The sequence below is a fragment of the Streptomyces sp. NPDC002835 genome (genome assembly GCF_053591995.1).
Window position 1 is genome coordinate 38,907 of sequence record NZ_JBSFUW010000026.1, and the last position, 12,754, is coordinate 51,660.

Genomic DNA, 12,754 nt, shown 5'->3' on the forward strand with positions numbered 1-12,754 from the left:
ACGCCGGCGCCGTCCCTCGCCCGCTCGAAGGAGCACCCCGCAAGACCGCGTGACGCGCACGTCGCCGCTGGGATCGGCGTCCCACCGGCCCTTCTTCCGACACCCGCACGGAACATCGCGCCACCACAAGCAAGGACATCATGAAAGCCACACGCACAGCCGCCGTGGTCGCCGCACTCAGCGCGACCATTCTGGCCGTCCCCGCCGTCGCCTTCGGCACCGACGAGGACGAGTCCGTTCAGGCACTCGAGGCATCCCTGGCCGGCCTGCGGTCCACCCTCACCTGGCAGGGGTCCGCCGCGGCCACCTACCCGTCCGTCGACACCGCCGTCGACCGGGCCCTGGCCGACCTCACCCACGTCCAGAGCGAGCAGCCCTCCGCGGTACCCCAGGCGCCCGCCTTCAAGGAACAACTGGAGCGCCTTGCGGCCGAGGCCGACTACTGGGTGCGCGTCAGCGCCGAGCCGGGCTACGCCCCCACCGTTCTGGACACCCCGTCCCTGATGCGGGCGTCACTGGCCGAGTGGTCGACGGAGACCGGGGAGATCGTCGATGACCTGCGGGAACCCAGCGCGGTCCGGCCGGCCATCGCCGCGGTTCCCGCCGACACCGGCGTCAGTACGGCCACCCCGGCGGGCACGGTCTTCACCGACGCCCGGGAGAAGAACGCGCTGAAGATGGTCGTCGTGCCCGCCGGCAGCTACACCGCCGGCGCCACCGCAGAGGAACAGCAGACCTTCGAGGTCCCGGTGGCACGGCGCCACTTCGAACTCCCCCAGAAGCGGGTGACCGTCGGCAAGCCGATCGCCGTGGGGCGCAACGAGGTGACGGTGGGTCAGTTCCGGCAGTTCGTGGCCGAGACCGGCTACCAGCCCGCCCAGGGCATGCGCAGCTGGCTGCCGAACGAGCCGTCGCTGATGGACTTCCGTCCGGAGCTGAACTATCTGAACCCCGGAATCCCCCAGAACGACAACCACCCGGTGGTCGGCATCACCAAGAACGACGCCAACGCCTTCGCCGCGTGGATGTCCGACCGCACCGGTCACACCTACCGGCTGCCGACCGAGGGCGAATGGGAGCACTTCGCCCGGGCCGGCTCCCAGACGCCGTTCTTCTGGGGATCCGACGTTACCGACGCCCGCCGGTACGCCAACACCTACGACGAGGACGCCCACGCCGCCAACCACTTCCAGGTCTCCGGCAGCGCCGCCGAGTGGCCCCACGTGGAGGACGTCCACGACACCTTCGCCTGCACCGCCCCGGTCGCCTCGGCCCGGCCCAACGCCTTCGGCCTGTACGACGTCACCGGCAACGCCCGTGAGTTCGTGGCCGACACCTGGGTGGAGACCCAGGACGGCGCGACGGCCGACGCCTCCGTCCGCCACGGCGACGCGCCGTTCGTCGTCGTGCGCGGCGGGGCCTGGAACTACCAGCCGCAGAACCTGCGCATCGCGTACCGCAGCGGCTACCTGTCGTCCGAGACCCGGGTGAACATGTTCGGCTTCCGGCTGGTCCGCGAGCTCTGACAACTCCCCGTCCCGGCCGTCGCGTGGCATGACTACGGGAGCGAAGGCCTCCGTCCCCGGTGCGGGCTCGACCCGCCACCGCGGACGGGGGCCTTCGCGGGGGGGCGGAGGCGCGGGCGCCTCCCGGCCGCCCTGCTGCGCGAGATCGCCGCCTGGGACAGCCCGGGGGGAGTCCTGGCGTTGTTCACCGCCGCGGACCGGGTGACCGAACAATCCGTGCTCCCGATGGACTTGACCCGCGGTGCCGGTGTCCGGCCCGCGATGACGGTGTCGGAGCACGGAAAGAGGTCGGTCGCATGTTCAGGAAGGGGAGCGTCGCCGTGGTGGCCGCCGGGCTGGTGCTGGCCGTCGGCGGCTGCGGGGGCGGCGACGGGGCCGTCGAGAAGACCGGCGGGGCGGGTACGGGGTCGGCCGAGCCGGCGCCGCCACGGCCGCCGTCCAAGGAACTGGTGGCGTGGGCCGGTGCGATGTGCGAGTCGGCGACCGCGCTCGAGCACGTCCGGGCGGACAGCGCGAAGGACCTGAAGGAGATCCGGAATCCGGACGAGACCGGTCCGTCCGCCGAACTCCTCGCCGTCGGCTACCTCTCCCGCACACCGCGGTCGGTGGAGGACGCGGAACGCGACCTCGAGGAGCTGAACCCGGCGGGCGTTCCCGCGGCCGACCGGCTGCGCGACACGTGGCTGAAGAAGGTGCAGGGCGTCGTGGCGGAGCTGGACCAGGTGTCCCCGTCCGCGGCCTTCGGCAACGCCGAGGGCAGTGCCGCGGGCGTCGACAGGCTCGTACAGTCCCTCACCCCGCCGCAGCCGGACCTGCCCGCGCTGACGAAGAAGGACCCGCTGCTCGCGGCCGCCCACCGGCGCGCGGCGCAGTGCGCCCCCGACTGGGAGCCCGCCGGGGAGACGCCCGCGCCCGGCACCGCCGGCCCGCTGCCGACGGCGGCGGACGGCAGGAACACCGGCGCCTGTTCGGACGGCGAGTGCGAGGTCCTGGTGACCTCCACGGCGGACATCAGGGCGAACGGCGTGAGCGTGCATGTCTCCGTGGGCGACGACCACGTCACCTTCCGGACGGCGGGCTCCCTGATGCAGCTCGGTGGCACGGGTGGTGAGGCCGGGTTCGGCGACGAGCTGAAGGCGACCGTCGTCGCGCACAACAAGGACGGCGCCGTGCTGAGGTTCACCATCCCGTGACCGCCGCCCTCAGCGGCCCCCGCACGCCTCCCGGTAGGCGAGTTGCGGCAGGTGCTCCTCCCATTCGGCGCGGGTGAGGACGCCGCCGGTGTGCTCGCACACGTAGTCCGCCGCCCGGTTCGCGTCCAGGATCCACACCCGGGCCGTCAGGTCGTAGCCGGCGGAGGCCAAGGCGTCGCCGGCCGGGCTGAACGCGACCGAGGTGACGGTCTGGAGGTGGCCGGTGAGTTCCTGGCCGGCGGGCTCGTCACGGGCCGGGTCGGTCACGTCCCACAGGCGGACCGTGCGGTCGTTGCTGCCGGTCGCCAGGGTGCGGCCGTCCGGGGCGAAGGCCACGGACATGACCGGCCCGCGGTGCCCGGCCAGTTCGTCCCCCGACGGACGTACGCGGTCCGTCCGTTCCACGTTCCACAGGCGCACCGCGCGGTCGTCGCCGCCCGTGGCCAGGGTCTTGCCGTCCGGGGCGAAGGCCACCGCGTTGACCGTCTCGTCGTGCCCGGTGAGGGCAGCGCCGGCGGGCCGGGCCCGCGTCCCGTCGCCCACGTGCCACAGCCGCGCCGTGTCGTCCTCGGCGCCGGTCGCCAGGGTGCGGCCGTCCGGGGCGAAGGCCACCGAGGTGACGGCGTCACCGTGCCCCCGCAGCGGTTCGCCGAGCGGACGTACACGGCCTGCCTGTTCCACGTTCCACAGCCGCACCGTGTCGTCCTCGCCGCCGGTGGCCAGCGTGCGGCCGTCCGGGGCGAAGGCGACGGCGCGGGCGCCGCCGTCGTGCGCGGCGAGCGGTTCGCCGAGCGGGGCGGGACGCCGCGGCGCCGAGACGTCCCACAGCCGTACGGTGCCGTCCTTCGAACCGCTCGCGACCGTGCGGCCGTCCGGGGCGAACGCGACGGCCAGCACGTCGTCCTCGTGGCCGGTGAGCGTCCGTGGAATCCGCCGCGGGCGGCCCGCGTCGGCCACGTCCCACAGGCGGATCAGCGCGTCGTCGGTGCTGGCGGCGGCGAGCAGACGGCCGTCGGGGCTGTAGGCGACGGCCGTCAGGGGGTTGGTGAAGTCGGTGAGGACGGTCGGCGGCCGGTGCCAGAGGCGGACGCCGCGGTCGGCGCCGGTGCTCGCGAGGGTACGGCCGTCGGGATGGAAGGCCACGTCCCAGACGGCCTCCGTGTGCCCGGTCAGCGGCTCCCCGAGCTGCTGCGGATACGCGGGGTTGGCCACGTTCCACAGGATCGGCGAGTCGTCCTCGCCCGCGCTCGCCAGGGTGCGGCCGTCGGAACTGAAGGCCACCGACATGACGGGCGCGGTGTGCTCGGTCAGCGGTTCGCCCAGCGGCTCGAGGCGGCTCGGCTCGGACGCGTCCCACAGCCGTACGGTCTCGTCGAAGCCGGCCGTGGCGAGCGTCCTGCCGTCCGGGGAGAAGGCCACGGTCCAGGCGGAGGCGGTGTGTCCGCGCAGCGGCCTGCCGAGCGGCGCGATCCCGTCGCTCGCGCTGAACCGCCACATCCGTACCGTCCCGTCGAAGCCGGCCGTGGCCAGGGTGTTCCCGTCCGGGGCGAACGCGACGGCGCGGACGCTGCCCGCCTCGGAGCCGTCGGCCTCGGCGGGCTCGCCGATCGGCACGGGGCGGGCCGGGTCGCTCAGGTCCCACAGCCGTACGGTGCCGTCGTCGCCGGCGGTGGCCAGCGTCGAGCCGTCGGGGGCGAACGCGGCGGAGGCGATGTTCTCCTCGTCGTGGCTCACCAGCGGCCGCCCGACGGCGCGGGGCCGCTCCCGGTCGTGTACGTCCCACAACTGGATGACGCCGCCCTTCCCGGTGGCCACCAGCAGGTTCCCGGCCGGCGGCGCGAAGGCGACCGCGCCGACGGCTGCTCCCGTACGCAGGCGCAGCGGTGCGCCCAGGGGCCTGCCCAGGCCGTCCGACCCCGGCTGCTTGGCCGTGTCCCACAGCCGGACCGTGCCGTCGTGGCCGCCGCCGGCGAGGGTGCGGCCGTCCGGCGCGTACGCCACGGAGCTGCCGAGCCCGTCGTGGCCGGGGAGCCGGGTGGCCAGCGCCCGGCCCGCGTCCGAGGCCAGCCGGGCCCGCAGGCCGGGGGTGGAGCGCATCCGGTACGCGGCGACGTCGAGCCGGGCGGCCAGCCCGGCGCCGGTCTCGCGGACGCCGTCGGCCTCGGCGGTGAGGCGGCCGAAGACGGCGTCGTCCCGTTCGGCCTGCGCCGTGGCGCGCGCGTCGAGGGCGACGACGGCGGTGCCGGTGGCGAGCAGCACGAGCGCGGCGAGTACGGCCACGACCGTACGGCGCAGTCGCACGGCCCGGTGCCGGAGGCGGACCGAGGCGGTGAGGAACTGCCGCTCCAGTGCGGTGAGTTCGTCGCCGCGGCGGTCCTCGCGGTCCCTGGGTGCGGCGTCCTGCGGGAAGGCGTCGCGGGCGGCGTGCAGCCGGGAGCCGGCGTAGAGCGCGGCGTTCTCCCGGCCGAGCGCCTGCCAGGTGCGGGCCGCCTCGGAGAGCGAGCGGTGGACGCGCAGCCGGTCGCGTTCGGCGTCGATCCATCCGCGCAGCCGGGGCCAGGCGGTGATGAGGGCTTCGTGGGCCAGGTCGACGGTGCCGTCGTCGAAGGTGATCAGGCGGGCGCGGACCAGGCGTTCCAGGACCACCCGGGTGTCGGCGGGGCCGCCGAAGTCGAGCTCCGCGTGGTCCGTGGGGCGGCGCGTGTCGGGGGTGCCGTCGCCGGGGGCGACGAGGCGCAGCAGGATACGGCGGGCCAACTCGGCCTGCGGTGCGGTGAGTTCCCCGTACACCTGCTCGGCCGTGCGGACGACCGCGCCGTGCAGCCCGCCGGCCGCCTCGTACGCGGCCTCGGTCAGGGCGCGGCCGCTGCGGTGGTGCCAGGTCTCCAGCAGGGCGTGCGACATCATCGGCAGCCCGCCCGGGGCGCCCTCGACCTCGTCCAGGAGGCGGTCGGTCAGGGCGCGTTCGACGATCAGGCCGTCCGCGGCGGCCGGGCGGACGATGGCCTCCCGCAGCTCCGCGCGGCTCATCGGCCCGGCGAGCAGCGTGGCGTCCTGCAGCGCCGCGGTCAGACCGGGGTGTTCGGCACAGCGGCCGAGGAAGTCCGCCCGTACCGCGACGACGACGCGCAGCCGGCTGCCGGCGTCGGTGGCGGCGACGAGACGGTCGATGAAGGCGTTCCGGTCGGCCGGGTCGGCGCCGAGGGTGTACAGCTCCTCGAACTGGTCCACGATCAGCCAGGTGTCGGCGTCGGTGCCGGGCACGGGCACGAGCCGGTCGGCGTGCGTACGCAGCGGATCCGCGCCGGGGGTGAGGATGCGTACGGCCGCGGGAGCGGCGTCGCCGTCACCCTCCCCGTCGCGGGGGGTGCGCAGCCGGGGGATCAGACCGGCGCGCAGCAGCGAGGACTTGCCGCTGCCCGAGGGGCCGAAGACGGCGGTGAAGCGGTGCTTGCGGTTCAGTTCGGTCAGCCGTTCCACGAGCCGCTCGCGGCCGAAGAACAGTCCGGCGTCGCCCGGTTCGAACCGGGTCAGGCCGCGGTACGGCGGCCGGGAGGTCTCGTCGGCGGCGGCCTCGGCGGCGGACGCGGCCGCCGCCTCGCGCCAGCGCCGCTCCCACTCGACCACGTCGCCGCCGCACGCCTTCACGTAGGCGAGCGTCACCGCGCGGGTGGGCAGCTGCTTCCCGGCCGCCGCCTGCGACAGGGTGGTCACCCCGTACCGCGCCTGCTGAGCCATCGCCCGGTACGTGGGCCTCCCGGCGGACTCGCGCAGCGTACGCAGCCCGGCGGCGAACCGCGGCACCGGTCCCGCCTCTGGATCCAGCTCGCCCTCGGTGCGCCCCGGTCCTGGTTGTCCCGACACGTGCCCGCCCCACCCTCGTTCACCCAGCGCGTCCGTTCGGCCGCCCACGGTAGGCAGTGCGGGGGGTGGCCGCAACCGGGCTCCTGGCGTATCGGCAGGCGGGCCACGGGAGTTCGCTCGATCTGCACGGTTCCTCCCGGTCCGGTCCCTTGGATCGCTCCGGGTTCGCGTCTCCGGATTGTTCGGCGCCGGGGGAGGGCCTGCTGAACAACGGCGCACGGAGGTCGAATACCCGGGGGACGGGCCGGGGCGGGTCATGGCGCGGTCCGAGGCCGCCGCATCGGGGGAGGGCTCGGGAGCGCCCGTATCCGCCGGCCCGGCCCCGCCCCTCGCAGAACTGCCGGACGACGAAGAAGAACGAGGTGATCCGCGATGCGGAACTCTCCGTATCCACCCGGTCCGCACGAGCCCCCACCCGGTCCGCACGAGCCGGTGCGCATGCCCGGGATCCTGGTCTTCGTTCTCGTGATCGTGACCGTTCACGCGCTGGGCACGGCCCTCGGCGGCTGGGCGGTCCTCGAGGAGAACTACAGCAAGCGGGAGCACGGGCAGGAGCTGCTGATGCCGATGGGCCTGGCCTGGTTCGTGGCGCTGCTCTGCTGGGGTCTCGCGGCGCTCCAGGCCGTCTGCGTCGTCCTGGCCCGCAAGCGCCGCCCGTGGGTCAATGTGGTGCTCGCCGTGTGGCTGGCCTTCGTGGCGCTCTCGACGCTCGTCGGTTTCGCCGGCTCGCTGGCCGCCGGGGCGCCCAGTCTCGCGATGCTCGTGGTCCTCGGCATCGACGTGGCGGCCCTGTGGATGGTGCTGGGCGACGCCGCCCGCCGGTGGTTCTCCGCCCGCCGCCCGGCGACGACCCCGGCTCAGGGGTGACCGGCCGATGGACGACCCGACGTACGGTCACGACCCGTACCGGCCGCCCCCGCCCCCGCCACCGCCCGCGGCCCCGGCTTCGTGCGACCCGGTGGCGGCGGCGCTCGGCAACGCCTCGCTGCTCGGCATCGGTTATCTGCTGCTGGGCCACCGGCGGCTCGCCGCACTCGCCGTGCTCGGCACTGTCATGCTCCTGGGCCTCATCGCCTCTGCCGCCACGACCCGGCCCGAGATCCTGCTGCTCGTGTGGTGGGCGGCCGGCACCGCCCACGGCTGGTTCCTGGCACGCCGGCGCACCGAGCACGTCGTACGGCGCGGGCAGCGTGCGGGCACGCTCGCCGCGACGGTCGCGGTGCTGATGACCGCCGCGCTGCTGCGCGTCGACGCGTACGGGATCAGGGACCGCGTGAACGAGGCCCGCGCGGGCGGCGACTGCGAGACGGCCGTGGCCGCGCAGGGCGAGGTCTGGCTCGGCCACCGCCTGGCGGGCGCACCGGTGGTCGAACCGGGCGACGCGGTGGTGGAGGCGTGCCACCGGCTGGAGCGGGCGGCGGCCACACTGGCCGGCGCCGGACGGAACGGCCGCATCGACGAGCTGGAGCGGGGCTTCGGCATCCTCACCGGCGTTCTGGAGCAGCCCGGCAACGAGAAGACGGTAGAGACGGTCCTGAACATCTTCCTCGACGGCCTGCCCACCAAGGACTCCTGCGACACCGCCGACATCACCGACTGGCTCCGCCACCGCGGCCCCAGCCGCGACGTACTGGACCGGTCCGCCGACGCCGCGACCCGCAAGGAACCGGCGGCGCTGGCGGGCTGCGGCGACGCCCTGATGAAGGAGGACGCCTGGCGGCAGGCGCTGGCGCGCTACCAGCGGCTGCTCGACGAACACCCGGACAACGCGCTCGCGCCCAAGGCACGGAGCGGCGTGGAGAAGGCCACCCTCGCGATCGAGCTGGACACCGTACGCGGCCTGGTCGCGGACACGACCGGCGCGTCGACCGGCTACTGCGACGCACCCGCCAAGTACAGCGGCGCCCCGCCGTACCGCAAGGGCGCCAACCGCGCGCTGTTCCTCGGCGACGACGAGTACACCGACAGGCTCCCCGGCGGCTGGCGCACCACCGACCCGGTCAAGGCCGCGCTCGTGGTCTGCGCGGACACGGCGAAGAACGGAACCGCCGTGGACACGTGCCACTACGAGAACAACAGGTTCCGGCACTTCCCGCACAAGGTGACCTTCCACAAGGTCAGGATCCCGCTGAAGGTCTACGAGCTGCGCACCGGAAAGCGCGTCGGCCCGCGCGAGGTCCAGATCAGCGGCGGCAGCTGCCCGGCCGTCCTGCACTACGAGTACTACGGCACATACGACTACGGCCCCGGCGGCGACAGGTTCGTCTCCACCACCACGTCCGGCGTCCGGAACGCGTTCCGTCCCGTCGTCACCCGGTGAGCCCCCGGGGCCCGGTTCCAGGGCCCCGGCTTCAGGGCCGGTTCGTCAGGTAGCCGCCCATCGAGGTGAAGTACTCCGTCGCGGGCAGCTCCCGGTCGTCGTCGGTGCGGACGCGGGTGATGGCCAGGCCGTGGTTGCGGCCCGTGCGGGCGTCGGCGCCGGCGACGATCGCGACGCCCTCGCCCTCCCGGTAGAAGATGCGGCCCGGCGTGCCGCCGTAGCGGCCCTCGGAGACGACGGCGGAGACGATCTCGAGCCGCCTGCCCCGGTGGAAGGTGAAGGCGCTCGGGTACGGGGCGGACTGGGCGCGGACCAGGCGCGCCAGGTCCTCGGCCGGCCAGTTCCAGTCGACGCGGATGTCCTCCTCGGCCCGCTTGTGGAAGAAGGTGGCCTGCGAGCGGTCCTGCTTGGTGAACTCGGCCTTGCCGGAGGCGATCAGGTCGAGGGCGCCGATGGTGACTGGGGCGATCAGGTCGACGGTCTTGTGGAAGAGGTCGGTGGCCGTGTCCGTGGGCCCGACGGTGACCGCGCGCTGCATGACGATGTCGCCGGCGTCGAGCTCCTCGTCCATCATGTGGGCGGTGACGCCGACTTCGGGCTCGCCGTTGATGAGCGCCCAGATCAGCGGCGAGAACCCGGCGTACTTGGGCAGCAGCGAGTCGTGGACGTTCAGCGTGCCGTGCCGGGGCAGGGTGTAGATGCGCGGCGGGATCCAGGTGCGCCAGTTGTTGGCCACGATGATGTCCGGGTCGGCGTCCTTGAGCCGCTGGAACAGCTCCTCGTCGTCGGGCCGGTTGCGGATGATGACGGGGACGCCGTGCTCCTCGGCCAGGTCGGCGACGGAGTCGCTCCAGATCTTCTCGTAGGCGTGCTCGCTCTTCGGGTGGGTCACCACCGCCACCACGTCGTGTTCGGAGTCCAGGAGCGCCTTCAGGGTGCGATGGCCCCAGGTCTGATAACCGAACATGACGACCCGCATGGGGTTCCTCCTCAGAAAGCGAATGACCGGCGACAAGTAAAGCAAGGCTTACCTAAGGATGCAACGGGCCACAATTCGGCACCCAGTTGGGACGTGAACCGCCCTGGTGTCCGTTTCGTCCCGTCGACAGCGTGGCCAGATCAGGTTAGCTTTACCTAAGTTCGCTCGGCGCCGGCTCACCGGTGTGCCCGGGCTCCGCCGTTCCCCCACGCCTGACAGCACGCCTGGCAGGCGGCTGTCCCGCACGATGGGAGTGACATGTCACAGGCTCTTCCTGACGACGCACCACTGATCCACGACCTCATAGGCATCGGCTTCGGGCCGTCCAACGTGGCCATGGCGATCGCGCTCAGCGAGCACAACGCAGGCGTCGGAAGGCAGGAGGCGGTCACCGCTCACTTCTTCGAGCGGCAGCCCCGGTTCGGCTGGCACCGTGGCATGCTCATCGACGACGCGACCATGCAGGTCTCCTTCCTCAAGGACCTGGTGACGCTGCGGAACCCGAGCAGCGAGTACAGCTTCCTCTGCTATCTGCAGAGCAGGGGCCGGCTGATCGACTTCGTCAACCACAAGAACCTCTTCCCGCTGCGCGTCGAGTTCCACGACTACCTCGAGTGGGCCGCCGCCAAGGTCGACGACATGGTCTCCTACGGCCACGAGGTCGTCTCCGTCGAACCGGTCGTCCGCGACGGCGTGGTGGAGTACCTCGACGTCACGGCCCGCTCCGGTGACGAGACCGTCGTCCACCGGGCCCGCAACCTCGTCATCGGCACGGGGCTGCGCCCCCTCATGCCCGAGGGCGTCGAGCGGACCGACCGGGTCTGGCACAACTCCGACCTGCTCGCCAAGGTGGACGGCCTGGAGGGCACCGACCCCTCCCGCTTCATCGTCGTCGGCGCCGGCCAGAGCGCCGCGGAGAACGTCGCCTATCTGCACCGCCGCTTCCCCGGGGCCGAGGTCTGCGCCGTCTTCTCGCGCTACGGCTACAGCCCCGCCGACGACAGCAGCTTCGCCAACCGCATCTTCGACCCCCAGGCGGTCGACGAGTACTACACGGCGCCCGACGACATCAAGCGCAAGCTGATGGAGTACCACGGCAACACCAACTACTCCGTGGTGGACATCGACCTGATCGACGACCTGTACCGGCAGGCGTACCAGGAGAAGGTCCTCGGCACCGAGCGCCTCCGCTTCCTGAACGTCTCCCGCCTCACCGAGGTCGAGGAGAACGGCGACACGGTCAGCGCCACCATCACCTCCCTGGTCACCGGGGAGGAGAGCCGGCTGGACGCCGACGTCGTCGTGTGCGCCACCGGTTACGCCAGCGCCGACGCCCTGGGTCTGCTCGGCCCGGTCGCCGACCGCTGCCACCGCGACGAGCAGGGCCGCGTCCGCGTCGAGCGCGACTACCGCCTCGCGACCGACCCCGAACTGCGCTGCGGCATCTACCTCCAGGGCGGCACCGAGCACACCCACGGCATCACGTCCTCCCTGCTGTCGAACACGGCGATCCGGGTCGGCGAGATCCTCGACTCGGTGCTCGACTCGACCGCCGGCCGGGAGCTGAAGCCCGACCTCGCGGCGGTCCGCCAGATCGCCGACGGAGTCGGCACCGCCCGCTAGAACCGAGCAGCCCGCTTGAAGCCCCCCACAGCCCGCCCGGTCCGCCGGTAGCGCCGACGTACACGGCGGACAGGCAGGCAGCGCACGCAGTACACGCACCGCACGCACCACCACGCACCGTTGAACCCCCGTGAAAGGAACCACCGTGTCCATTGGCACACGCCCCGCGCTGACGCGCCTCGCCAGACACATCCCCCGCGTCGCCGTCGCGGCCGTCGCCGCGCTCGCTCTGACCGCCTGTGGGGGCGGTACGGAGAAGGCCGAGTCGAAGCCCTCGGCCGAGGCGAACGGGAACACCGGCGCCTTCCCGGTGACGCTGGAGCACAAGTACGGCTCCACGACCATCGAGGCGGAGCCGAAGAAGGTCGTCACGCTGGGGCTGTCGGACCAGGACGCGGTGCTCGCGCTGGGGGTCAAGCCGGTCGGTTCGGTGGACTGGTTCAAGGAGCAGCCGTACGGCAAGTGGCCGTGGGCCAAGGGCCTGTGGGGCTCGACGCCGCCGCAGATCGTCGGTGAGCGCGACGAGTACAACATCGAGAAGATCGCGGCGCTCAAGCCGGACCTGATCATCGCGCAGTACTCGGGCATGAAGAAGGAGCAGTACGACACGCTCTCCAAGCTCGCCAAGGTCGTCGCCCAGCCAAAGGGCCACGAGGACTACCAGGCGCCCTGGCAGGACATGACCCGGCAGATCGGCAAGGCGCTCGGCAAGGAGGCCGAGACCAAGAAGCTGATCGCCGGCATCGACGCCCGATTCAAGGCCGTCCGCGACAAGCACCCGGAGTGGAAGGGCAAGACCGTCACCGTCGGCGAGCCCTACGAGCCGGGCAAGTTCTCCGCGTTCTCCCCGAAGGACCCGAAGGTCATCTTCCTGTCGGAGATGGGCTTCACCACCTCGGAGAAGTACCGTGCCGCCCTCGGCAAGGAGAACATCGCGGACCTCAGCTTCGAGCGCCTCGACGTCATGGAGGCCGACCGCACGGTGTGGCTGGGCACCCCGGAGACCGAGAAGGCCATGAAGGCCGACCCGCTGTACAAGAAGACCAAGGTCCACCAGGAGAAGCGCGACCTGTTCCTCCCGTACGACAGCCCCGACATCGGCGCCGCGCTGTCCTTCAACACGGTCCTGTCGATCCCGTACGCCATCGACCAGGTCGTCCCGATGCTCGAGGCCATCAAGTAGGTCCCGCGAGGGCCTGTCGTCCGGATCAGGCCGGACCAGGCCGGATCAGTACGAAGGCCCGAGCCG

The 12,754-nt window shown here is 72.7% G+C and carries 8 protein-coding genes; 6 read left to right on the plus strand and 2 right to left on the minus strand.

What is annotated here, in order from left to right; all coding sequences use genetic code 11:
• Nucleotides 1-140 precede the first annotated feature (140 nt).
• Nucleotides 141-1,526: a formylglycine-generating enzyme family protein gene (locus tag ACWD01_RS25185; RefSeq protein WP_451165059.1), complete on the plus strand. Its 1,386-nt coding sequence runs from the start codon at nt 141-143 to the stop codon at nt 1,524-1,526.
• Between the two features lie 296 nt (nt 1,527-1,822).
• Nucleotides 1,823-2,719 carry a hypothetical protein gene (locus tag ACWD01_RS25190; protein WP_451165060.1) on the plus strand — a complete coding sequence of 299 codons (897 nt, stop codon included), beginning with the start codon at nt 1,823-1,825 and terminating at the stop codon, nt 2,717-2,719.
• Between the two features lie 9 nt (nt 2,720-2,728).
• On the opposite strand, the gene ACWD01_RS25195 is transcribed toward ACWD01_RS25190, so the two are convergent.
• Nucleotides 2,729-6,583 carry an nSTAND1 domain-containing NTPase gene (locus ACWD01_RS25195; protein WP_451165061.1) on the minus strand — a complete coding sequence of 1,285 codons (3,855 nt, stop codon included), beginning with the start codon at nt 6,581-6,583 and terminating at the stop codon, nt 2,729-2,731.
• A gap of 438 nt (nt 6,584-7,021) precedes the next feature.
• Here ACWD01_RS25195 and ACWD01_RS25200 point away from each other — a divergent pair, with 438 nt between their 5' ends.
• On the plus strand, nt 7,022-7,450 hold the full coding sequence (locus ACWD01_RS25200) for a hypothetical protein (RefSeq protein WP_451165062.1): 429 nt from the start codon (nt 7,022-7,024) through the stop codon (nt 7,448-7,450).
• 7 nt (nt 7,451-7,457) lie between these two features.
• Nucleotides 7,458-8,903 (plus strand): tetratricopeptide repeat protein, encoded by a 1,446-nt coding sequence (locus ACWD01_RS25205; protein WP_451165063.1) that lies wholly within the window; start codon nt 7,458-7,460, stop codon nt 8,901-8,903.
• 31 nt (nt 8,904-8,934) lie between these two features.
• On the opposite strand, the gene ACWD01_RS25210 is transcribed toward ACWD01_RS25205, so the two are convergent.
• On the minus strand, nt 8,935-9,882 hold the full coding sequence (locus tag ACWD01_RS25210) for a methionyl-tRNA formyltransferase (RefSeq protein WP_451165064.1): 948 nt from the start codon (nt 9,880-9,882) through the stop codon (nt 8,935-8,937).
• A 258-nt stretch (nt 9,883-10,140) separates the two neighbouring features.
• On the opposite strand from ACWD01_RS25210, the gene ACWD01_RS25215 reads away from it, so the two are divergent.
• The gene (locus tag ACWD01_RS25215) at nt 10,141-11,505 is read left to right on the plus strand and encodes a lysine N(6)-hydroxylase/L-ornithine N(5)-oxygenase family protein (protein ID WP_451165065.1); all 1,365 of its coding nucleotides are present in this window, start codon (nt 10,141-10,143) and stop codon (nt 11,503-11,505) included.
• A gap of 145 nt (nt 11,506-11,650) precedes the next feature.
• A complete protein-coding gene (locus ACWD01_RS25220) occupies nt 11,651-12,688 on the plus strand; it encodes an iron-siderophore ABC transporter substrate-binding protein (RefSeq protein ID WP_451165066.1) in 1,038 nt (345 codons plus the stop codon).
• Nucleotides 12,689-12,754 lie beyond the last annotated feature (66 nt).